The sequence below is a fragment of the Pantoea sp. Mb-10 genome (genome assembly GCF_021272205.1).
Classification (GTDB): Bacteria; Pseudomonadota; Gammaproteobacteria; order Enterobacterales; family Enterobacteriaceae; genus Pantoea.
The window spans coordinates 242,565-264,762 of sequence record NZ_JAJSDX010000001.1 but is presented as its reverse complement, the minus strand read 5'-3'; the positions used below and the strand labels follow the sequence as shown (position 1 = coordinate 264,762).

General features: G+C 56.3%; 17 protein-coding genes. 12 read left to right on the top strand and 5 right to left on the bottom strand.

Translation table 11 applies throughout. The features are described 5' to 3' along the window. Nucleotides 1–314 precede the first annotated feature (314 nt). On the bottom strand, nt 315–818 hold the full coding sequence (gene dps, locus LU196_RS01235; protein WP_232758251.1) for a DNA starvation/stationary phase protection protein Dps: 504 nt from the start codon (nt 816–818) through the stop codon (nt 315–317). A 286-nt stretch (nt 819–1,104) separates the two neighbouring features. Next, the gene (gene rhtA / locus LU196_RS01230) at nt 1,105–2,013 is read right to left on the bottom strand and encodes a threonine/homoserine exporter RhtA (RefSeq protein WP_232757919.1); all 909 of its coding nucleotides are present in this window, start codon (nt 2,011–2,013) and stop codon (nt 1,105–1,107) included. Between the two features lie 367 nt (nt 2,014–2,380). On the opposite strand from rhtA, the gene ompX reads away from it, so the two are divergent. Then, nucleotides 2,381–2,893, top strand: a complete 513-nt coding sequence (gene ompX / locus LU196_RS01225) for an outer membrane protein OmpX (protein WP_232757918.1) — start codon at nt 2,381–2,383, stop codon at nt 2,891–2,893. A 165-nt stretch (nt 2,894–3,058) separates the two neighbouring features. On the opposite strand, the gene LU196_RS01220 is transcribed toward ompX, so the two are convergent. Beyond that, nucleotides 3,059–3,253 (bottom strand): hypothetical protein, encoded by a 195-nt coding sequence (locus LU196_RS01220; protein ID WP_232757917.1) that lies wholly within the window; start codon nt 3,251–3,253, stop codon nt 3,059–3,061. 255 nt (nt 3,254–3,508) lie between these two features. Between LU196_RS01220 and mntR the strand changes: the two genes are divergently transcribed. The 8 genes from mntR (at nt 3,509) to LU196_RS01180 (ending at nt 14,020) form a co-directional block, all read left to right on the top strand. Further along, on the top strand, nt 3,509–3,967 hold the full coding sequence (gene mntR / locus LU196_RS01215; RefSeq protein ID WP_232757916.1) for a manganese-binding transcriptional regulator MntR: 459 nt from the start codon (nt 3,509–3,511) through the stop codon (nt 3,965–3,967). A 21-nt stretch (nt 3,968–3,988) separates the two neighbouring features. Further along, nucleotides 3,989–5,098 (top strand): SLC13 family permease, encoded by a 1,110-nt coding sequence (locus LU196_RS01210; RefSeq protein ID WP_232757915.1) that lies wholly within the window; start codon nt 3,989–3,991, stop codon nt 5,096–5,098. 183 nt (nt 5,099–5,281) lie between these two features. Continuing rightward, the gene (locus tag LU196_RS01205; RefSeq protein WP_232757914.1) at nt 5,282–6,451 is read left to right on the top strand and encodes an HlyD family secretion protein; all 1,170 of its coding nucleotides are present in this window, start codon (nt 5,282–5,284) and stop codon (nt 6,449–6,451) included. Beyond that, entirely contained in the window at nt 6,448–8,016 is a 1,569-nt protein-coding gene (locus LU196_RS01200) for a DHA2 family efflux MFS transporter permease subunit (protein WP_232757913.1), read from the top strand. The genes LU196_RS01205 and LU196_RS01200 overlap by 4 nt, the downstream gene beginning before the upstream one ends. A 1-nt stretch (nt 8,017) precedes the next feature. Next, on the top strand, nt 8,018–9,535 hold the full coding sequence (locus tag LU196_RS01195; RefSeq protein ID WP_232757912.1) for an efflux transporter outer membrane subunit: 1,518 nt from the start codon (nt 8,018–8,020) through the stop codon (nt 9,533–9,535). Nucleotides 9,536–9,783: 248 nt separating this feature from the next. Continuing rightward, nucleotides 9,784–11,259: a sugar porter family MFS transporter gene (locus tag LU196_RS01190; RefSeq protein WP_232757911.1), complete on the top strand. Its 1,476-nt coding sequence runs from the start codon at nt 9,784–9,786 to the stop codon at nt 11,257–11,259. A gap of 413 nt (nt 11,260–11,672) precedes the next feature. After that, a complete protein-coding gene (locus tag LU196_RS01185; RefSeq protein ID WP_232757910.1) occupies nt 11,673–12,074 on the top strand; it encodes an H-NS family nucleoid-associated regulatory protein in 402 nt (133 codons plus the stop codon). A gap of 353 nt (nt 12,075–12,427) precedes the next feature. After that, nucleotides 12,428–14,020 carry an ABC-F family ATPase gene (locus LU196_RS01180; protein WP_232757909.1) on the top strand — a complete coding sequence of 531 codons (1,593 nt, stop codon included), beginning with the start codon at nt 12,428–12,430 and terminating at the stop codon, nt 14,018–14,020. A gap of 1,490 nt (nt 14,021–15,510) precedes the next feature. Here the strand turns inward: LU196_RS01180 and moeB are convergent. Next, nucleotides 15,511–16,290, bottom strand: coding sequence for a molybdopterin-synthase adenylyltransferase MoeB (gene moeB / locus LU196_RS01175; protein WP_232757908.1), 780 nt, complete (start codon nt 16,288–16,290; stop codon nt 15,511–15,513). Next, entirely contained in the window at nt 16,290–17,525 is a 1,236-nt protein-coding gene (gene moeA / locus LU196_RS01170; protein WP_232757907.1) for a molybdopterin molybdotransferase MoeA, read from the bottom strand. The genes moeB and moeA overlap by 1 nt, the downstream gene beginning before the upstream one ends. Before the next feature lie 226 nt (nt 17,526–17,751). On the opposite strand from moeA, the gene LU196_RS01165 reads away from it, so the two are divergent. The 3 genes from LU196_RS01165 to gsiB all read left to right on the top strand — a co-directional run bounded on the left by LU196_RS01165 (nt 17,752) and on the right by gsiB (nt 22,179). Beyond that, nucleotides 17,752–18,717 carry an isoaspartyl peptidase/L-asparaginase family protein gene (locus tag LU196_RS01165; protein ID WP_232757906.1) on the top strand — a complete coding sequence of 322 codons (966 nt, stop codon included), beginning with the start codon at nt 17,752–17,754 and terminating at the stop codon, nt 18,715–18,717. A gap of 9 nt (nt 18,718–18,726) precedes the next feature. Continuing rightward, nucleotides 18,727–20,580: a dipeptide ABC transporter ATP-binding protein gene (locus LU196_RS01160; RefSeq protein ID WP_232757905.1), complete on the top strand. Its 1,854-nt coding sequence runs from the start codon at nt 18,727–18,729 to the stop codon at nt 20,578–20,580. A gap of 63 nt (nt 20,581–20,643) precedes the next feature. Beyond that, nucleotides 20,644–22,179, top strand: coding sequence for a glutathione ABC transporter substrate-binding protein GsiB (gsiB, locus tag LU196_RS01155; protein ID WP_232757904.1), 1,536 nt, complete (start codon nt 20,644–20,646; stop codon nt 22,177–22,179). The last annotated feature ends 19 nt before the right edge of the window (nt 22,180–22,198 follow it).

The window sequence follows — 22,198 nt, the reverse complement described above, 5'->3', positions numbered from 1 at the left end:
TTTTTTCCTTATTACCCCTCAGGCCTGCTGGCCTGATAACGGCTTATCATATGAAAAAACTATGCCAACTTTTCAGCCCATGCAAAATCCATCACTTTCATCGTGAAAGCTGACACGATTTTGCTGGAGAAAATGATTTGCACCACTATGGTGAGCCAAAACAGTGCGTTGTGCTGTTATGGTGCGAGACCAGTGTGCACCAAGCGCGAGAGCAGGGAAAGAGAGGATCAAGGAAGTGTTAACGGCGTCAAAAAAGCACCAGAATGTTACAGATATAAAAAAGGCGGGATATCCCGCCTTGTGAAGTGATGCTGTTACTCGATGTTAGATTCGATAAACCACAGGAATTTATCAAGATCGCGCGAGGCTGCTGTAAAGATGTCAGCGGTATCTTCGTCGCTCACTTCGGTGATCGCTTTACGCGTGTCATTAGCCACAATGGCGTAGCGATCGGCCAGCGCTTTAAGGTGATCCTGCACGCTGTGGATATTTAGCGGGTAGCTTTTCAGCGGCGTTTTATCATTTACAACTTGGGTAGTCCCCGTCGCCACGCCGCCCAGCTGAACCACACGCTCTGCGATGGTGTCTTGGTGATCGGTGATGGCAGTACGGAAGCCGTCCAGCATTTCATGCACGCCAATGAAGTTTGCGCCACGCATGTTCCAGTGCGCCTGTTTGGTGATCAGTGACAGGTCAATAAATTCCACTACCAGACGGTTGAGCACCTCGATAGTCGCTTTCTTATCGCTATCGGAAACATCATTACGGGTGTAAATCAGATCGGAAGATTTAGTTTTAACCAGTTTTGCGGTACTCATCATTAATGTCCTCTTATTGATGGTTGTCCTAATCAATCACGAGAATAAGTATAGCAACAGATTCTCGCTTTGCCGGATTGTTTAAACCGATGGCAGAGATAGTTGAATCCTGGGCACTGATTAGTGGCAGCGTCATGTGGTTTAATTTTTATAAAACAGTGATTTATGAATTATGTCCAACTTGTTTCAATCCTGTTTCAAAATAATAACAACTCCAGCAGCGAATATAGATAAGCGATTAAGTCACCGTTATATAAGACAAAGACGGTGGCGAACAAAACGGTATTTAACGTGATTCATTCACGTCAATTGGATTTATTTTGGCCCGTTTGGGTTTCATCGTCAGGGTGGATCCCGCTGAGGCAGCGATAATGGCCAGCAGGCCCATCCATTGCCTTGCGCTGAGCAGTTCTCCCAGGAAAAGGATGCCTGAGAGAGCCGCTACCGCAGGTTCCAGGCTCATTAGCGTGCCAAAGATGCGCGCAGGCAGCCTTGTTAGCGCCATCATTTCCAGTGAGTAGGGGATGGCAGTGGAGAGCAGCGCGATAAGCAGCGCCAGAGGAACGACATGCCAATCCCAAACGCCCGGGGCGGCAAAAATCAGACCAAGAGGAACGAAAATCACGGACGCAATCAGCGAGCCCATTGCGACGGTGGCGGGACCATGCTCCGCCCCTGCGCGCTGCCCCGCCAGAATATAGATCGCCCAGCAGGCGCCAGCACCCACGGCGAGCAGCGCGCCGAGCGGGTCGATATGGCGAATGCCTTCACCCAGCGGTAAGAGAAACCACAGCCCGATGACCGCCAGCAGGACCCACAGGAAATCCAGCGGACGACGTGCGCCAGCCAGCGCGAGCGTAAGAGGACCCAGAAACTCCAGGCCGACGGCAACGCCCAATGGCACAGTACGAATGGAAAGATAAAAGAGGTAATTCATACACCCCAGCGCCAGGCCGTACATCACCAGCGGTTTACGCTGCGCAACGCTAAAGCGTAAGCGCCAGGGCTTAAAGATAATGCACAACATCAACGTGCCAAACCCCAAACGCAGCGCGGTAATGCCGGGCGCGCCCACGGTTGAAAACAACGATTTTGCCAATGACGCACCGCCTTGTAGCGAAAGCATTGCAATCAGCAGTACGGCAACGGGCAATAACACCGGGGCCAAAGGAGAAGATTTATGTGGGGCAGACATCCTGTTATCCGTTCCATTTTATGCAGCAGAGGAAGCATCAGTGTACTGGAAGTGCACCGGGAGAAAGCAGCGAAAGCATGAAAAAAAACGCTCAGCAGGTCAAAAAGTAGCCGTTTTCAGGGCCAGATAAGTAAAGAATTGTCAGGTTAGTTTAGGAATTTACTTAAAGGCACAATTTGCATGGCAGGGTTTTATGGCAAGAAAATGACAGTTTTTATAAGTAAAATGAATGACCTATGAAAATTCATTAACTTTCTGTTACACGAAACAATCCGTTAGACAACAAAATCCGGGCAGAGTTTCTCGCTAAGTTTTGTTATATTTTTAGCGTTGTCAGGAGAGAAGTATATTCACATTTGAGGTGGTTATGAAAAAAATTGCATGTCTTTCAGCACTGGCTTGTGTACTGGCCGTTTCTGCAGGTTCAGCCATGGCACAGAGCACCGTTTCTGCCGGCTACGCGCAGAGTGATTATCAAGGTATTGCTAACAAAGCAAACGGCTTCAACCTGAAATATCGTTACGAAGATGGATCTAACCCACTGGGCTGGATCGGTTCTTTCACCTACACCGAGAAAGACCGTACTGAAGGTGGCGTTTACAACAAAGGCCAGTACTACGGCATCACCGGTGGTCCTGCTTACCGTCTGAACGACTGGGCAAGCATCTACGGCGTAGTAGGTATCGGCTACGGCAAATACCAGGAAAACGTCTCTAACTCACGCGCTAAAGACGATTCAAGCGACGTTGGCTTCTCTTACGGTGCGGGTATGCAGTTCAACCCAATCGAAAACGTTGCGCTGGACGTTGGCTACGAGCAGAGCCGCATCCGCAGCGTGGACGTTGGCACCTGGATCGCAGGCGTCGGCTACAGCTTCTAAGTTAAGCGTAGACCCGAATTGCTTTATGAAACGGCCCTTTGGGGCCGTTTTTTTATGCGCTGAAAACGCGTCAGCGCCGCGCTATGGGTGAAGGCTGTGTCTCAAAGACGAAAAAGGGCGGACTCGCTCGTGGCAAATCCGCCCTTTTAAAAAATGAAATGTCGTTTAACCGCGCCAGATAAGATTGGGGCAGGGGCGCGAGGTCAGTGATTTACCGGTGAGTTTTTCGATCAGCATTAAGCGCAGCGCAAAAGGGGAGCGAGTCAACAGGCATAGCCAGGACTTCAGCTCAACCGACGATGTAGATTGCTCAACCCCAAAACACTTGCCGCAATCGAGGCAGTTTTTCATGGTGCTCATGGTCACCTCCGCATTGGTACACACTCTCACAGTAAGCAAATCCTGCCACTCACAGCAGGAAAAGGAGCCGTCACGCTACATCGACGCTGCCTCCTTTATAAGCTATTCGCTTACAATACGAACAAAGATAGCATTGGCTATACTCTTTAGCCAACACTATTTATGAAAAATTTGTGCTTATTTGTGCCTGGTTTACAATGAGCCGAGCCAGCCGCACCGTAGGTAAGGTGCGTCAAATAATAAAGAGGAAGCTGAATGAGTCGTCGTGCGAAAAGCGCCATCAACACGCCCCAAGGGCCGCTTAAAGATATTGAGGCGCATGTCGAAGGATTTCGCCAGGTGCGTGAAGCGCATCGCCGTGAATTGATTGACGACTATGTTGAGTTAATCTCTGATTTAATTCGTGAATTTGGTGAAGCGCGCCAGGTTGATATGGCCGCGCGTTTAGGCGTGTCGCAGCCGACGGTCGCGAAAATGCTCAAGCGCTTGAGCACGACTGGCTTGGTGGAGCAAGTGCCTTACCGCGGCGTTTTCCTGACGGCGGAAGGCGAAAAGCTGGCGGAAGCGAGCCGCGTGCGTCATCATATTGTTGAAACCTTTCTGCTGGCGCTGGGCGTTAGCCCGGAAACCGCCCGCCGAGATTCTGAAGGCCTGGAGCATCACGTCAGTGATGAAACACTGGCCATCTTCAAGCAATTTTACGAAAGTCGCTAACCTACAAGGCTTCCATCCATCATGTCCATCGTGCTGCGTTCTTTAATGCGTGACCGTATTCTGCATTTATTGTTACTCGTGGGTGTTATCTTGCTGCCGTTTGCGCAGTATCAATGGTCTGATTTACCCAAAGCCGTGGACTGGCAAACTATCATGACGCTGACCGGTTTGCTGATGCTGACCAAAGGCCTTGAAAACAGCGGCTACTTTGATGTGCTGGGCGCGCGCCTCATTCAGCGTTTCGCGCATGAACGCGCGCTGGCGCTGTTTATGGTGTGTGCGGCTGCGCTACTCTCAACATTTCTCACCAATGATGTCGCGCTGTTTATTTTGGTGCCGCTCACCCTAACGCTGAAAAAGTTCTCCAGTTTGCCGATATCGCGTCTGATTATTTTCGAAGCGCTGGCGGTCAATGCCGGATCGCTGCTCACGCCCGTGGGCAACCCGCAAAACATTCTGCTGTGGAGCCACGGTTCGCTCAGCGTTCCCGGCTTTATTTGGCAGATGACGCCGCTGGCGGTGATGCTGATGATCACGCTGATGGCACTCACCTGGTGGAGTTTCCCGGCGAACAGTATCCAAAAGCACGCGCAAGATGAAACGCATCCGTGGCAAAAGCCGCTGTTCTTTGTCAGCCTGGCGCTCTACGTGCTATTTATCGTCGCGCTGGAGTTGAAAATCACCGGTTGGGCGCTGCTGCTGGTGGCGGTCTGCTTCCTGATTATGGCGCGCGGCGTGCTGCTTAGCATTGACTGGAGTTTGCTGCTGGTGTTCGTGGCGATGTTTATCGATGTGTTTTTGCTGATGCATCTGCCGATCCTCCAGCCGCGTTTCGCCGCCATCAGCCAGCTTGGCGAAGGCGGACTCTATCTGCTGGGGATTGGTCTCTCGCAAATCATCAGTAATGTGCCTGCGACAATATTGCTGCTGCAAAAAGTTCAGCCTTCTGAGGTACTGGCTTGGGCGGTCAACATTGGTGGATTCGGTCTATTGCCCGGATCGCTGGCCAATTTGATTGCGCTGCGCATGGCAAACGATCGCCGCGTGTGGTGGCAGTTTCACCTGTTTTCCCTCCCGATGCTGGCCTGGTCCATGCTCTGCGGCTGGCTGCTGTTAATGTGGCTACGCTGACCGATTTTCTCTCCTGTATTGCCCCATGACGCGTTGAAAATTCAGCGCGTTATCTGTCGATGGTGCAGAAAATGCGCGCAATGTTGGCTTATGTAAAGTTGCACTGGATTTTGTCAATTTCCGATCTAAGGTTAAGTTGACCGTTTACCCGAGGATCGGGGCCACAGCCAGTGATGACAACTTATGAGCGATAATCAACAGCAGCCAACGCAGAACGAAAACGATCGCAACACTCCCCGTTCTAACGACAACGATCAGCCCAAAAACGATCAGCAGAAGAACGATCAGAGCAGCAGTGACACAGAACAACCGCGCAAGCGTCCCGGTAAAAAACCCATCATTATTCTGGTGATTGTGGTGGTGATTATGCTGCTGGTGGGGCTGTGGTTCTGGTTTACCACCCGTAATATTGAATCCACTGACGACGCCTTCACGGAAGGGAATGCGGCGACTATTGCGCCTAAAGCCTCTGGCTACGTGGTTAAATTGCTGGTTGGGGATAACCAGCGGGTCAAACAGGGCGATGTGCTGGTGGAAATTGATCCGCGCGATTATCTGGCCCAGCGCGATCAGGCCAAGGCGCAGCTCGGGTTAGCGCAGGCCCAATTGCATCAGGCCGAAGCGCAGCTCGCGCTGTCGCGCGTGCAATATCCAGCCCAGCGCGATCAGGCGCTTGCCGATCAGGCCAAAGCGCAGGCAAACCTGCTTAACGCCCAGTCAGATTATCGTCGCCAGCGCGGTGTCGATCCGCGCGCCACCTCCCAGCGCAATATCGATACGGCCGCCGCGCAACTGCGCTCGGCCGAGGCGCAATTCCAAAGCGCCAAAGCGCAGGTGGAAGTGGCCTCTCAGGTCGCACTGCAGATTCGCCAACAGCAAACCAACGTCGAAGCGCGTCAGCAGCAGGTAGCGCAGGCGCAGGCGCAGCTCAACACGGCTGAACTCAATCTCTCCTATACCCAAGTGCGTGCGCCGTATGACGGCTTTATTACTAAGCGTAACGTGCAGGTAGGCACGCTGGTTCAGGCGGGATCGGCGCTGTTCTCGCTGGTTTCCCCTGAGATCTGGATTACCGCTAACTTTAAAGAGTCGCAGCTCACGCGCATGAACCCGGGCGATAAAGTCGAGATCGGCGTTGACGCGTGGCCTGATATGAAGCTGGAAGGGCACGTAGACAGCGTGCAGATGGGATCGGGATCGCGCTTCTCGACGTTCCCGGCAGAAAACGCGACCGGTAACTACGTGAAAATTGTGCAGCGTGTTCCAGTGAAAATCGTGATTGATAAAGGGCTGGACCCGAATCGCCCGCTGCCGCTGGGGTTATCGGTTGAACCTAAGGTCACCGTCGAATGAGTGGGGGTGAAAGCTGGCGTCCGTCCAGCAACCCCTGGCTGGTGGCGATCACGGTGACGCTGGCGGTGTTTATGGAGATCCTCGACACCACCATCGTGAACGTGGCGCTGCCGCACATCGCCGGTTCGCTCTCTTCAAGCTATGACGAATCGACGTGGGTACTGACTTCCTATCTGGTCGCCAACGGCATTGTCTTGCCTATCTCTGCGTTTTTTAGCCGCCTGTTTGGCCGCAAGAACTTCTTTCTTATCTGCATCGTCATGTTTACCGTGTGCTCCTTTTTGTGCGGCATCGCGACCGAACTGTGGCAGATCATTTTATTCCGTATTTTGCAGGGATTTTTTGGCGGCGGACTGCAGCCGGTTCAGCAGTCTGTGCTGCTGGACTACTTCAAAGCGGAAGATCGTGGTAAAGCGTTTGGCCTTTCGTCGATAGCCATCATCGTTGCACCGGTGATTGGCCCGACGCTCGGCGGCTGGATCACGGATAACTACAGCTGGCGCTGGGTGTTCTTTATCAATATCCCGGTCGGGATCCTGACCGTGCTGGCGATTTATCAGCTGCTCGAAGATCCGCCGTGGGAGCGGAAATGGGACAAAGGGCGGCTCAACATTGATTACATCGGTATTGGCCTTATCACCCTGGGACTGGGCTGCCTGCAAGTGTTTCTCGACCGCGGTGAGGATGAGGACTGGTTTGCGTCGCACTTTATTCGCCTGTTCGCCATGCTGGCTGCGGTCGGCATCGTCGGGGCCATTTACTGGCTGCTTTACGCGCGCAAGCCCGTCGTGGATTTAACCGTCATGAAAGACCGCAATTTCTGGGTCGCAGGCTTGCTGATGGCGGGCATGGCGATGATCCTTTACGGCAGTTCGGTGGTGCTTCCACAGCTGGCGCAGCAGGACCTCGGCTACACCGCTACCTGGTCGGGGCTGGTGCTTTCGCCCGGCGCGGTGCTGATTGTCCTCACGATCCCGCTGGTGTTGAAGCTGATGCCGATAGTGCAAACCCGCTACATCATTGCGTTTGGCTTCACCTGCCTGGCGCTGGCCTTCTTCTACTCCAGCACGCTTACGCCGAATGTGGATTTCACCACGCTTGTGTTGATGCGCAGCGCGCAGTCCATTGGGCTGGGCTTCTTGTTCGTGCCATTGACCACCATTGCCTTCGTCACCGTGCCACAGCGGCTTAACGCAGATGCCTCCGCCCTGTTTACCATGTTTCGTAACGTGGCAGGCTCAATTGGCATCTCGCTGGCGACCGCTGGCATCACCGAGCGTGAGCAGGTGCGTTCCGCCCATATGGTGCATAACATGACGCCGCTTAATGAACAATTCAGCCTGACGTTGCAGCACTGGGCACAAGCCATCCGCGATTTTACCACCGCGGTGGGCGACCCGATCCAGGTGGCCAGCGGCCTGCTTTATCAAGAGATGATCGCCCAAGCGCGTATTTTGGCCTATATCGATGTCTTTACGGGATTAAGTCTTGTCGCGCTGTTGTTAATTCCTTTTTGTTGGTTGCTTTCGCCGATCAAGAGCGAAGGCAGTGCAGGAGCACACTAAAATGACGACCTCACCGCGCCGTTCGCTGCTGGCGCTGTCACTGCTGCTGGCTGGCTGTGCCGTTGGCCCCGATTATCAGCCTCCGCACGCGCAGACGCCGGGCAGCTTCCGCGCGCTGCCTTCGCAGGAAGCGTCCAAGCCGCTCGCAACCGCCACCAACCCGCAGTGGTGGAAAAACTTTAACGATCCGCAGCTAGATAGCCTGATTGCACGTGCTATCGCGGGTAATCTGACGCTGCAACAGTCGGTGCTGCGCATTGCAGGCGCACGCGAACAGCTGGCGCAGGCGCGCGGCGGCCTCTTTCCGTCGCTCAATGGCTCGGCCAAAGTCACGCGGCAACAGCTGGGACTGAAAGGCCTGCTGAAATCTAACGGCGTCTACGATCAAGTCGATAGCGACGTCGCCGATCAGCTTAACGGCCTCACGCATTCGGTTACGCTCTATCAGGGCAGCTTTGACGCGAGCTGGGAGCTCGATTTGTGGGGCAAAGTGCGGCGCCAAATGGAAGCCGCCGATGCCCAGCAGCAGGCGGCGATTGAGCAGCGCAATGATGCGCTGGTGTCCCTGGAGGCGGAAGTCGCACGCGCTTATCTGCAACTGCGCGGCGCACAGGCCGTGCTCGACACGCTGCAAGACCAAATCACCCTGGCGCAGCAAACGTGGGAGCTTACTCAGAGTCAGCAGCAAAACGGTTTGGCTCCGGCCACCAATGTGGAAAACGCACGCGCGCAGCTGGCATCACTGAACGCCCAGCTGCCGCAGTATCAGGCGCAGGCGCGCCAGGCCATGAATGGTCTCGCGGTGCTGTTAGGTAAAACCCCCGGCGCGTTGGATAACGAGCTAATGAGCAGTAAAGCGCTGCCCGCGCTGCCGAAGATGGTGGCGGTGGGGATTCCCTCCACGCTGGCGCGGCGGCGGCCGGATATACGCCAGGCGGAAGCGAACCTGCACGCGCAAACCGCCAATATTGGTGTGTCGGTGGCCAACCTGTTCCCCAGCCTGTCGCTCACCGGCCAGCTTGGTGTGCGCAACACCGATGCCAGCTACCTTGATGACTGGAGCAGCCACTTCTTTAGCATCGGACCAGCGTTGTCGATCCCGATCTTTCAGGGCGGGCGCTTGGTCTCCAGCGTGAAGCTGGCGCGGGCTCAGCAGGCGAGTGCGGCGTTGGATTATCGCCAGACCGTGCTGACGGCCCTGCAGGATGTGGAAAATGCGTTGGTGAGTTACCGCGCCGATCAGCAGCAGGTCACGGCGCTGGATGACACCACGGGCGCGCTGCAGCGCACCTTCGATCTTGCCAGCGATAGCTACAAGCAGGGATTAACCACCTTTTTGGATGTGCTTGATGCCCAACGTCAGTTGGCGCAGGCAAAAGCGCAATCCACTCAGGCGCGCGTCCAAAGCGCATTGGATTTAGTGGCGCTCTACAAAGCCTTGGGCGGCGGCTGGGAACCTTACCAGCGCGTCACGCTTCCTGAATACAGCGTGTTGGGTCCGGCCACCTCGGTGCCGTGAACGTCGGGCGCGCGGCGACGCGCCCGTGTTTTTCTTCATGTGAAAAAAACGCTCACTTTCTACGTATTGATGAAAAATCCACCCGTTTTTTTTCCGTCAGTCATTGCCCGCGAGGCGCGTTAATGTGATCAAGCGCGCTTTTTTACCCCCTGACTCTGCGCTGTAGCGCAAAACGTAAGTTTCATAATTAATTTTTGTGGCAAAAATAATCTATTTTTACAGCTCTTACAGCCGTAAAGGAGTTTGCTATGCCACGGGAATCTTATCTCACTCTTAATAAGGCCTCCGGGCCAAACAGCGCTACCCCAACTGAGCCTTTTGTAAAAGTCATCGCCCTGATCGCCACGCTGGGTGGACTGCTGTTTGGCTACGACACTGGGGTCATCTCCGGTGCGCTGTTGTTTATGGGCAATGATTTGCACCTGACGCCGTTTACCACCGGCCTGGTCACCAGCAGTCTGCTGTTTGGCGCTGCGTTCGGTGCGCTGGCGTCAGGACATTTTGCGGCGGCGGTCGGGCGGAGAAAAATCATTCTGGTGCTGGCGATTATTTTTGCGGCAGGCGCCCTCGGCACCGCATTAGCGCCGGCCGTTGAATGGATGATTTTCTTCCGCCTGATATTAGGCGTGGCGGTGGGCGGCGCTTCAGCAACCGTACCGGTGTACATTGCGGAGATGGCACCGGCTAACAAGCGCGGGCAGCTGGTGACCATGCAAGAGTTGATGATTGTGTCCGGTCAGATGCTGGCCTATATCTCCAATGCGGGCTTCAATGCGGTCTGGGGGGGTGACGCTACCTGGCGCTGGATGCTGGCCGTCGCGACCGTGCCCGCGGTGCTGCTGTGGTTCGGCATGCTTTTTATGCCTGATTCGCCACGCTGGTACGCGATGAAAGGGCGGTTAGCCGAGGCGCGCCAGGTGCTGGAGCGCACGCGGGCGCAACGGGATGTGGAGTGGGAGCTCACCGAAATTGAAGAGACCCTGGCGGAAGAGCAGCAGAAAGCACCGCCGCGTCTGCGCGAACTGCGCCAGCCGTGGCTGTTTAAACTCTTTCTGATGGGCGTGGGGATTGCGGTGATCCAGCAGCTAACGGGCGTCAACACCATCATGTATTACGCGCCAACCATGTTGAAAGCGGTGGGGATGAGCGATAACGCCGCGCTGTTTGCCACGATCGCCAACGGGGTGATTTCGGTGCTGATGACCTTTGTCGGCATTTGGCTTTTGGGACGTATTGGGCGCCGTACTATGACGATGATCGGTCAGTTTGGCTGCACGGCCTGCCTGGTGTTTATTGGTGCCGTCAGTTATCTGATGCCGGAAGCCGTTAATCATCAACCTGATCTGCTCCGCAGTTATATGGTGTTAGCCGGCATGCTGATGTTTCTCAGTTTTCAACAGGGCGCGCTGTCACCGGTGACGTGGTTATTATTGTCAGAAATATTCCCTACGCGCCTACGCGGCATATTTATGGGCGGGGCGGTATTTGCGATGTGGATCGCGAATTTTCTTATCTCACTGATGTTCCCCATTTTACTGGCTTCTGTGGGCTTGTCCGGTGCGTTCTTTATTTTTGCTGCAATCGGTATCGGTGGCGCCCTGTTTGTGGTGCGCTGCGTACCTGAAACGCGCAATCGCTCGCTGGAGCAGATCGAGCATTATCTGCACGACAGATTATCCGATGGCGCCTCGCAACCGCTTAACACCGCAGTGCGAAAAGTGTAATAACCGTACCTTTCACCTGGCATTTGGCCGACGGATGTGTCGGCCATTTTTTTGCATTAACGAAATGTGATTTATCCCACAAGCTGAAGTATAAACATCCGCTAAAACAGTGTTCCAGATACTACATTCCCGCGTTCCCCGTTATTGTTCCCTTTCCATCCACCCAATTATCTTTTCCTCATGGAACAATACGGCTAATTTTGTTCTGAAATCGATACCAAAGCGGGGACGTGCAAAGCTGCGGCTGTTAATGTTGGGTTAATTAACACAGCACATTGGGTTTAAAATCCGCCTTAAGAAATAGACTAATAACTTCGGAATTATCTGTACGCACAAATTAATTTATTTTTTTATTTGAATTGGGTAATCTTGGCACTACAGTTTATTTAAACCCCTTAAGCAAGGACATTGTGATGAGTGATGCATTTAAAGTTCTGAACAACATTCGTACATTACGTGCGCAGGCTCGTGAACTGCCACTCTCCGATCTCGAAGAGATTCTGGAAAAATTAAACGTTGTGGTCACTGAGCGTCGTGAAGAAGTAGAAGCGGAAGAAGCGCAGAATCGTGAAAAAGAAGAAAAGCTGACGAAATATCGCGAAATGCTGCTGGCAGATGGTATTGACCCGAACGAATTGTTAGGTGCACTGGAAACCGGTAAAAAACGCGCTAAGCGCGCGCCGCGTCCGGCGAAATATACCTATACCGATGAAAACGGTGAGCAAAAATCCTGGACCGGTCAGGGTCGTACTCCAGCGGCAATTAAGAAAGCGCTGGATGCAGGTAAAAGCCTCGATAGCTTCCTGATCAAATAATCCGCACACTCCTTGTCAACGGGAGCCGGGAGCGTTATCGCCCCCGGCTTTTTTATTTCTTTAATAATTCTTCTTAATTCAAACGTGAAAAGAAACCGCTGCGGCAAAACATCCCATTGCCACGGGAGGTTAAGCGCATCGTTATTTTTTTGCCAGGCCAACGCGGTCTTTAGTACTTAACTGGCGCTAAATATTCTTGCGCCCCTCCTGCGCCGCACGCCCTATTTTTTGCCTGACATCAGACGTTTTAGGCCGATGCTTGCTTTGTCATTCGTGCAGAGGTGGCCCCAGCAGCGCGCTTCTGGCATAATGCCCGCTGTTTTTTCCTCCACTGCGTAACAAAGGTCCATGCCGTGTTAGTTTCCAGCAATATCACTATGCAGTTCGGCAGCAAGCCGCTGTTTGAGAATATCTCCGTTAAATTTGGCGGCGGTAATCGTTACGGTTTAATCGGTGCAAACGGCAGCGGTAAATCGACCTTTATGAAAATACTGGGCGGCGACCTGGTACCCACCAACGGCAATGTTTCCCTCGATCCCAACGAGCGCATCGGTAAACTGCGCCAGGACCAGTTTGCGTTTGAGCAATATAGCGTGCTGGACACGGTGATCATGGGGCACACCGAATTATGGGCGGTTAAGGAAGAGCGCGACCGGATATATGCACTGCCGGAAATGAGCGAAGAGGAAGGCTATAAAGTTGCCGATCTCGAAGTCGCGTACGGTGAGATGGACGGTTACAGTGCGGAATCACGCGCGGGTGAATTATTGCTGGGCGTTGGCATTCCGGTGGATCAGCATTACGGTCCAATGAGTGAAATCGCGCCAGGCTGGAAATTGCGCGTGCTGCTGGCGCAGGCGTTATTCTCGAATCCCGATATTTTGTTGCTTGATGAACCGACAAACAACCTGGATATCGATACCATTCGCTGGCTGGAGCAGGTGCTAAACGAACGTAACAGCACCATGATCATCATTTCGCACGATCGCCATTTTTTGAATATGGTGTGTACGCACATGGCCGATCTGGATTACGGTGAACTGCGCGTTTATCCCGGCAATTATGATGAATATATGACCGCGGCAACGCAGGCGCGTGAACGTTTATTAGCGGATAACGCCAAGAAAAAAGCGCAAATTGCCGATCTGCAATCCTTCGTCAGTCGTTTTAGCGCTAACGCGTCTAAATCTCGTCAGGCGACCTCCCGCGCAAAACAGATCGATAAAATTAAGCTGGATGAAGTAAAAGCCTCTAGCCGCCAGAATCCGTATATCCGTTTTGACCAAGACAAAAAGCTGTTCCGTAATGCGCTGGAAGTGGAAGCACTGACCAAAGGATTTGATGAAGGCCCGCTGTTTAATAAGCTCAACCTGATGGTTGAAGTGGGTGAGAAGGTCGCCATCCTCGGTGCTAACGGTATCGGTAAAACCACGCTGTTAAAAACGCTGATTGGTGAACTGACGCCAGAAAGCGGCACGGTGAAGTGGTCTGAAAATTCACGCATTGGCTATTACGCGCAGGATCATGCCCATGACTTTGCCGACGATCTCAGTGTGTTTGAGTGGATGAGCCAGTGGAAACAGGAAGGCGACGATGAGCAGGCGGTTCGTAGCGTGCTAGGGCGTTTGCTGTTTGGTCACGATGAGATCAATAAGCCCGCCAAGGTGCTGTCCGGTGGTGAAAAAGGCCGCATGCTGTTCGGTAAGCTGATGATGCAAAAGCCCAATATCTTGGTGATGGATGAACCGACGAACCACCTTGATATGGAGTCGATCGAGTCGCTTAATATGGCGCTGGAGATGTACGAAGGTACGCTGATCTTTGTTTCTCACGACCGTGAGTTTGTCAGTTCGCTGGCCACCCGCGTGATCGAAATGAAAGGCGAGCGCATCGTGGACTTCACCGGCAATTACGAGGATTACCTGCGGAGTCAGGGGATTCAGTAAGGGTGAGCGGGTTCCGGCCCGCTCAAGCCGGTTTGGCACCTGGCGGGTGCCGAACGCTGACCTGACTCTGAGCGGGTTTCGGCCGCTCAGTCGGCATTGCTCTGCGCGGGTTCCGGCCCGCAAAGTCGGTTTTATTTTGCGCGAGCTCGCGCATTGGCCGCTGCGCTGGCCTGACCCTGAGCGGGTTCCGACCGCTCAGTCGGCATTGCTCTGAGCGGCTTCCGACCGCTCAGTCGGCATTGCTCTGAGCGGGTTCCGCCCGCTAACCCTGCGGGAGTTGCAGCCGCCCCGCTGCGGCGTACGGGCAAAGGGCCGATGGGCGCGGCCCTTTGCAATCCGCGCCCTGCGCCAGCCTCCGCTGTTCCCTCACTCCGCCGCAACGGCCTCACGGACCGCGCGGATTCGCCATCCCTGGCTCATTCCGCGCTCTCAGCGGCATCCCTGCCGCTTCGTCCTGGCCGTCACGCTCCATTCGGCGCTCCGGATGGCGCTCAACACCCTCGCCTTTAAGAGCCTTTTTCTTTTTTTCTGTGTGGTGTTGTCTGGGGGCTGCAAGCCAGTTTGCAAAGACGGTGGCTGGCTGGAAAAGACAGAAGACAGACATTAGAAACGGCTTCTGGCTAACACGGCGCGGGTGGGAGGTTGCTTAAAAGTCTTTTCAGCAACGCGCTGGCGTCTAAAGACCAAAAACGCGGAAAAAGGTTTTTATTTAACGCAGCGCGGTCTGGATGGTACTTAAAAGTCTTACAGCTACGCAGTGACCTTAAAAGACGTAAAAACACGAAAGAAGGGTTTTGCTTAACGCCGCGCGGTATGAATGCACTTTAAAAATCATCCCGCCACACGGTCGCTACAAAAACATAAAAGACCCACAGCGAGGTTTGCTGGGCGACATCCCCACTCGCTGAACGACTGAAGGCTTCCAGGACGAGCGGCATGGATGCCGCGAGAGGCGGCGTTGAGCAGGAGCGAATCGACGCCGGTCCGTCAGGAAGGCTGAGGGAGTGAAGGGACCGCGCAGCGGCGAGTGGGGCTGGCGCAGGGCCGGGGAGTGCAGAGGGCGCGGCCTGGCGCCCTCTGCTCGGTCGCCGCAGCGCGGCAAAGGCACCTGCCATTGCCATGGCGAACGAAAGTCGCTCCGTGCTAACGCCAGCACCGCGCCAGCGGAAAAGCACCGTGCCGCTGCCTGCGGCACAAGCCCCGCCACGGCCTGTGGCTAAAACACCGTGCCGCTGCCTGCGGCACAAGCGCCGCCACGGCCTGTGGCAAAGGCACCGTGCCGCTGCCTGCGGCACAAGCGCCGCCACGGCCTGTGGCAAAGGCACCGTGCCGCTGCCTGCGGCATAAGCGCCGCCACGGCCTGTGGCTAAAGCACCGTGCCGCTGCCTGCGGCATAAGCGCCGCCACGGCCTGTGGCAAAGGCACCGTGCCGCTGCCTGCGGCATAAGCCCCGCCACTGCAAGTGGCACAAGCCCCGCCACGGCCTGTGGCTAAAACACCTTGCCGCGACCCGCGGCACGCAAACTGCATATCTCGCAGCCGGGATCGCGCGCCACCTTCATGTTGCGAAACTCTGCGCTCATCGCATCGTACATCAACAGCTGTTTGCGCGCGGGCTGGCCGACCTTAGCCAGCACCTTAAGGGTTTCCATCGCCTGCAGCGTGCCGATCACCCCCACCAGCGGCGCCATCACACCGGCTTCTACGCAGCTTAGGGTTTGCTCGCCGAACAGGCGGCTGATGCAGCGGTAGCACGGCTCATCGGCCTGCCAGGTAAACACGCTCAACTGACCTTCCATGCGGATAGCGGCGCCGGAAATCAGCGGCACTTGGTGACTGAAACAGAGTCGATTCACCTGCTCACGCGTGCTGACGTTATCGCTACAATCTAACACCGCATCGTGGCGGGCAATCAGCGCGCTGAGTTGCGCATCGTCGAGCTGCGCATTCACTGCCTCCAGCGCGCAGTGGGGATTCAGCGCCGTCAGCTGCTGACGCGCGGACTCAACTTTAGGCTGGCCGATGCGCGCATCGCTGTGCAGGATCTGCCGCTGCAGGTTACTGAGGCTCACGTGGTCAAAATCCAGCAGCGTGAGATGGCCCACGCCAGCCGAGGCTAAATAGGGCGCTGCCGCACAGCCGAGCCCGCCCAGCCCCACCACCAGCACGCGCGCCGCTTTAAGCCGCTCCTGGCCGTCAAAATCAAAGCCGCGCAGCACAATCTGTCGGTTATAGCGCAGCATCTCATCATGGCTTAGCGCGCCTTCCATCATCCCTCCAGTACGCTGCTAAAGCGTTCTACGTCAACCCATTCGCCGGGTTCTACGGTCCCGCGATCGCGCTCCAGCACAATAAAGCAGTCTGCCAGAGCAAAAGAACTGAATATGTGAGAGCCTTGCGCACCCGTGCTGCGTACCGTTAACTCGCCATCCTTGTCGCGGTGCAAAATACCGCGCTGGAAGTCAATCCGACCGGGCGATTTCTTCAGCCGTTCTGCGGCGCGCGCGCGCAGGCGCAGCGGCATGATATTCGTGCTTTGGCCCGTAAGCGTCGCCAGCATCGGCTGCACCAGCTGATAAAAGGTCACCACCGCTGAAACCGGATTGCCCGGCAGCCCGCAGAACCAGCTGTTCGCCAGGCGACCAAAGGCAAACGGTTTGCCGGGTTTAATGGCCAACTTCCAGAAGCTGATCGTGCCTAACTCCTCAAGAATCGCTTTGGTGAAATCGGCTTCGCCGACCGACACGCCTCCGGTGCTGATCACCACATCGGCCTGCCGGTCGGCTTCCACGAAGGCGTGGCGTAGCTGCGCGGGATCGTCGGCAATCACGCCGAGATCGATCACTTCGCACCCCAGCTTGTGCAGCATCAATGAGACGGCGAAGCGATTGGTGTCGTAAATCTGGCCTTCGCCCAGCGGCTTGCCCACCGCCTGCAGCTCATCGCCGGTGGAAAAAATAGCGACGCGCAATTTGCGCAGCACGCTCAGGTGCGTGATGCCCAGCGAGGCCAACAGCGGCAGCTCCGCAGCGCCAAGGCGCACGCCCGCTTCCAAGACCGTTTTTCCGGCCTGCAGATCTTCGCCTACGCGGCGAATGTTCTGTCCGGCGTGCACGGGGGCGGTAATCACAATGCCTTCGTCGCGCGGCTCGGTGTGCTCCTGCATCACAACGGCATCGCACCCTTCGGGCAGCGGGGCGCCGGTCATAATGCGCACGACGCTGCCTGCCGGCCACGCGCCCTTAAACGGCGCCCCGGCAAAGGCTTTACCCGCCACGGGCAGCACGCTGTGCGCCGTGAGGTCGGCCATGCGGACGGCATAACCGTCCATCGCCGAGTTATCAAACGAGGGCACGTTGATCGGCGAGGCGATGGCGCGCGCGGTGATCCGGCCTGCGGCCTCAAACAGGGAAACATCAAGGCAATCACGGATGGGCGTCAGCTGTTGCAGCAGGGTGTGCTGCGCCTCTTCGAGGGAAAGTAGTCCGGCGGTAAAAGGTTCCATCGTGTTCTCTAAGGGTAGACGTCAGATGTGCCTATTATGGCAGGCAAAGGGCGGCCGCGTCACATGCGACGAAAAAGCATAACCCACATTAAAACGTTATGACCAAGGAGACATTTTCTGCTTTACAAGGCAGAAGGGGCTTTCTATATTCAAAAATTGCTTAAAAATGATGAAAACCATTTTAAATCAGTGTTTTTCATACTGATCTCACCACAGGAAATCGGGTATGACTAAAGCCGTAATTGCCATTCACGGCGGCGCGGGTGCGATTACGCGCGCCGCGATGAGCGCGGAGAAAGAGCAGGCCTTTCGTGACGCGTTACGCGCCGTGGTCAGCGCGGGCCAGCAGATTCTTGCTACAGGCGGCAGCGCGCTGGACGCCGTGACCGAAGCCGTGCGGCTGCTGGAAGCCTGTCCGCTGTTTAACGCGGGCAAGGGCGCGGTGTTTACCCACCAGGGCACGCATGAACTGGACGCGTGCGTTATGGATGGCCGCACGCTGGACGTGGGGGCCGTAGCCGGCGTAAGCCGTATTCGTCATCCTATCCTGGCGGCGCGCAGCGTACTGGAAAAGAGTCCGCACGTACTGTTGATCGGCACAGGCGCTGAGGCCTTCGCAGAAGCGCAAGGCCTGGAGCCAGTCGAACCCGACTTTTTCTCCACGCCCGAACGTTGGGAGCAACTGCAGCGCGCCATCTCCCTTCAGCACAGCGTGCTGGACCATGACGGTGCCGCTGCGCAGAGCGGCGCTGAGCCGCTGGACCCGGAGCGCAAAATGGGGACCGTGGGCGCGGTGGCCTGCGATCTGCACGGCAACTTGGCCGCGGCGACGTCAACCGGCGGCATGACCAATAAACAGGCAGGGCGCGTCGGCGATTCACCGCTGCCGGGCGCCGGCTGCTATGCCAGTAATGAGACCGCAGCGGTGTCCTGCACCGGCACCGGTGAAGTGTTTATCCGCACGCTGGCGGCCTACGATGTCGCTGCGCAGATGGTTTATGGTGGACGGTCGCTGCAACAGGCCGCTGCTAGCGTCATCCACGATAAAGTGCAGGAGCTTGAGGGCAGCGGAGGACTGATTGCGGTGGACGGCCACGGCAACGTGGTACTGCCGTTTAACAGCGAAGGCATGTACCGCGGATTCGCTTTCGTTGACGGCGAGATTGAGGTTGCCATTTACCGCGACAACTAAGGAGCAGGCATGACGGATCGGGCTGTGCGATTGACCCCGGATCAGGTGCTGGCGGTGCGCGATCTCCAGGTGCGCTTCCAGCACGAGGGGGGCGTGACGGAGGCGGTACGCAACCTGACGTTAGAGGTGCATCGCGGCGAAACGCTGGCGCTGGTGGGTGAGTCCGGATCGGGCAAATCGGTGACGTCGCTGGCGCTGATGCGCCTGCTGGCGCGCAACGCTGAGGTCAGCGGGGAGGTGTTCCTGCAGCGGCGCAGCGGCGAGGTGCTCGACATCATGCGCACCCCTGCCAGTCAGATGCGGCGCGTACGCGGCGCCGATATGGCAATGATTTTCCAGGAGCCGATGACCTCGCTCAATCCGGTGTTTACCGTAGGGGAACAGATCGCGGAATCCATTCGGTTGCACCAGCACAAAAGCCATCAGCAGGCGCAGGCGGAAGCGCGCCGCATGCTGGATCTGGTGCGGATTCCCGAAGCGCAAAGCGTGCTGGCGCGCTATCCGCACCAACTCTCCGGCGGTATGCGCCAGCGCATCATGATCGCCATGGCTCTGTCATGCAAGCCAGCCCTGCTGATTGCCGATGAACCCACCACCGCGCTGGACGTGACCATTCAGGCGCAAATCCTCCAGCTGATCCGCGTGCTGCAAAAAGAGATGCAGATGGGGGTGATCTTTATCACGCACGATATGGGCGTGGTGGCGGAAATGGCCGACCGCGTGCAGGTCATGTATCGCGGAGAGGTGATCGAACGTGCGCCGGTGCAACAGCTGTTTGCGGCACCGGCGGAGCCTTACACCCGCGCGCTGCTGGCGGCGGTACCGAAACTGGGTGCGATGCGCGGAGCGCCGCTGCCGGCCAAATTTCCCCTGCTGCACGCGAACGGCTGTGAGGAATCCAGCACGCCACAGGATACGGTGCGCTATGACCAGCCGCCTCTGTTACAGGTGCAGAACCTTGTGACGCGCTTTGACCTGCGCGGCGGCCTATTCAATCGCGTGAAACAGCGGGTACACGCGGTGGAAAAAATCAGCTTTGATCTTTACGCCGGTGAAACCCTGGCGCTGGTGGGCGAATCCGGCTGCGGCAAGTCTACCACCGGGCGTTCGCTGCTGCGGCTGATGGCCAGCCAGGGCGGCACCATCACGTTTAACGGGCAGCGCATTGATGCGCTTCGAGGGCGCGATCTGGCCTCACTGCGCCGCGAAATGCAGTTTATTTTCCAGGATCCTTACGCCTCGCTCGACCCGCGCCTGACGGTGGGGTTTTCCATTATGGAGCCGCTGCTGGTGCACCGGACCCTGGGCCGACGCCAGGCCGAGCAGCGCGTGGCGTGGCTGCTGGAGCGCGTGGGGCTACTGCCGGAACATGCCCAGCGCTATCCGCACGAGTTTTCTGGCGGACAGCGTCAGCGCATCTGTATCGCCCGGGCGCTGGCGTTAAATCCCAAAGTGGTGATCGCCGACGAAGCCGTTTCGGCGCTGGATGTGTCGATCCAGGCGCAGATCGTCAATTTGATGCTGGATTTGCAGCGAGAATTCAACATCGCGTTTCTGTTTATCTCACACGACATGGCCGTGGTAGAACGCATCAGCCACCGCGTGGCGGTGATGTATCTCGGACAAATTGTCGAAATGGGGCCACGCCAGGCGGTCTTTGAACAGCCGCAGCACCCCTACACGAAAAAACTGATGGCGGCGGTGCCGGTGGCCGATCCGGCGCATCGGCACCGCGAGCGGGCGCTGATCGCGGACGATATTCCCAGCCCGATTCGCCCATTGGATGATGAGCCGGAAGTGGCACCGCTGCTGGAAGTTGCACCGGGGCATTTTGTTGCTCGCCATGCGATCAGCGGCGCGTAAACAGCAATCAAGCGCGCCATCAGCCGATGTCGCACATAACAGGGACTACAGGAGAACCATACGATGCACCATATTTTGCGAAAAGGGGCCATCGCAGCGGGCGTGCTTAGTTCGGCGCTGGCGTTACCGGCATGGGCGGCGAAAGAGGCGGTGATTGCCGTGGCGTCCACCTTTACCACGCTCGACCCTTACGATGCCAATGACACGCTGTCGCAATCGGTGGCCAAAGCGTTTTATCAGGGCCTGTTTGGCTTCGATAAAGACATGAAGCTGCAAAATGTACTGGCCGAAAGCTACACGGCGAGCAGCGATGGCCTGACGTACACTATCAAGCTGCGTCCGGGCGTGTCGTTCCAGGATGGCACGCCGTTCAATGCCGAGGCGGTGAAAGCCAATATCGATCGCGCCAGCAATCCGGATAACCATCTCAAGCGCTACAACCTGTTCAAGTATGTTGAAAAAACCGAGGCGGTCGATCCGCTCACGGTGAAGATTACGCTCAAACAACCGTTCTCGGCCTTTATTAACAACCTGGCACACCCGGCTGCGGTGATGATTTCGCCCGCTGCGCTGAAGAAATACGGCAAAGATATCGGGTTCCATCCGGTGGGCACCGGGCCTTACGTGTTTGACGCCTGGAATCAAACCGATTTTGTCAAAGTTAAAAAATGGGACGGCTACTGGAAAAAAGGCTATCCCAAGCTTGATGCGTTGACGTTCCGCCCGGTGGTGGACAACAACACCCGTGCGGCCATGCTGCAAACCGGCGAAGCCAGCTTTGCGTTCCCCATCCCGTTTGAGCAGGCGCAGCGGCTGAAAGCGAATGGCAATCTGGATGTCGTCACGACGCCGTCCATCATGCAGCGTTACATCAGCCTCAATGTGACGCAGAAGCCGTTCGATAATCCCAAGGTGCGTGAAGCGCTGAACTATGCCATTAACCGTACGGCGCTGGCGAAAGTGGCGTTTTCCGGTTACGCCACGCCGGCCACCGGCATCGTGCCGCCCGCGATTGATTTTGCCCAGCGCTATCCGGCCATCCCTTACGATCCGGCGAAAGCGCGACAGCTCTTGAAAGAGGCCGGTTATCCCAACGGCTTTGAAACGACGCTATGGTCATCGCACAACCACAGCACCGCGCAAAAAGTGCTGCAGTTCACCCAGCAGCAGCTGGCGCAGGTGGGTGTGAAGGTGAAAGTTACGGCGATGGACGCGGGCCAGCGCGCTGCTGAAGTCGAGGGTAAAGGGCAGAAAGAGAGCGGGGTGCGCATGTTCTACACCGGCTGGTCCGCTTCTACGGGGGAAGCCGATTGGGCGTTGACGCCGCTGTTTGCTACCGGCTCCTGGCCACCGGTGATCTTCAATACCGCGTTTTACAGCAATCCTGACGTGGACAAGGATCTGAGCGATGCGCTCAAAACCACCGATCGCACGCAGAAAGCCCAGCTCTACAAAGACGCACAGGATCGCATCTGGAACGATCATCCGTGGATTCCGCTGGTGGTTGAGCAGCTGGTGTCTGCCAACAATAAAAAGCTCAGTGGTTTTTACGTCATGCCCGATACCTCGTTTAATTTCGATGAGGCCGATCTGAAGTAATGGACGCGGCCCGTCCGGT

What these genes read in the sequence shown, in the direction of transcription:
- LU196_RS01160 (WP_232757905.1), top strand. Translation starts at nt 18,727, where the DNA reads ATGACGGATCGGGCTGTGCGATTGACCCCGGATCAGGTGCTGGCGGTG.
- moeB (WP_232757908.1), bottom strand. Translation starts at nt 16,290, where the DNA reads ATGGAAGGCGCGCTAAGCCATGATGAGATGCTGCGCTATAACCGACAG.
- ompX (WP_232757918.1), top strand. Translation starts at nt 2,381, where the DNA reads ATGAAAAAAATTGCATGTCTTTCAGCACTGGCTTGTGTACTGGCCGTT.
- LU196_RS01220 (WP_232757917.1), bottom strand. Translation starts at nt 3,253, where the DNA reads ATGAGCACCATGAAAAACTGCCTCGATTGCGGCAAGTGTTTTGGGGTT.
- LU196_RS01190 (WP_232757911.1), top strand. Translation starts at nt 9,784, where the DNA reads ATGCCACGGGAATCTTATCTCACTCTTAATAAGGCCTCCGGGCCAAAC.
- dps (WP_232758251.1), bottom strand. Translation starts at nt 818, where the DNA reads ATGAGTACCGCAAAACTGGTTAAAACTAAATCTTCCGATCTGATTTAC.
- LU196_RS01200 (WP_232757913.1), top strand. Translation starts at nt 6,448, where the DNA reads ATGAGTGGGGGTGAAAGCTGGCGTCCGTCCAGCAACCCCTGGCTGGTG.
- LU196_RS01195 (WP_232757912.1), top strand. Translation starts at nt 8,018, where the DNA reads ATGACGACCTCACCGCGCCGTTCGCTGCTGGCGCTGTCACTGCTGCTG.
- LU196_RS01185 (WP_232757910.1), top strand. Translation starts at nt 11,673, where the DNA reads ATGAGTGATGCATTTAAAGTTCTGAACAACATTCGTACATTACGTGCG.
- moeA (WP_232757907.1), bottom strand. Translation starts at nt 17,525, where the DNA reads ATGGAACCTTTTACCGCCGGACTACTTTCCCTCGAAGAGGCGCAGCAC.
- LU196_RS01210 (WP_232757915.1), top strand. Translation starts at nt 3,989, where the DNA reads ATGTCCATCGTGCTGCGTTCTTTAATGCGTGACCGTATTCTGCATTTA.
- rhtA (WP_232757919.1), bottom strand. Translation starts at nt 2,013, where the DNA reads ATGTCTGCCCCACATAAATCTTCTCCTTTGGCCCCGGTGTTATTGCCC.
- LU196_RS01205 (WP_232757914.1), top strand. Translation starts at nt 5,282, where the DNA reads ATGAGCGATAATCAACAGCAGCCAACGCAGAACGAAAACGATCGCAAC.
- mntR (WP_232757916.1), top strand. Translation starts at nt 3,509, where the DNA reads ATGAGTCGTCGTGCGAAAAGCGCCATCAACACGCCCCAAGGGCCGCTT.
- LU196_RS01165 (WP_232757906.1), top strand. Translation starts at nt 17,752, where the DNA reads ATGACTAAAGCCGTAATTGCCATTCACGGCGGCGCGGGTGCGATTACG.
- gsiB (WP_232757904.1), top strand. Translation starts at nt 20,644, where the DNA reads ATGCACCATATTTTGCGAAAAGGGGCCATCGCAGCGGGCGTGCTTAGT.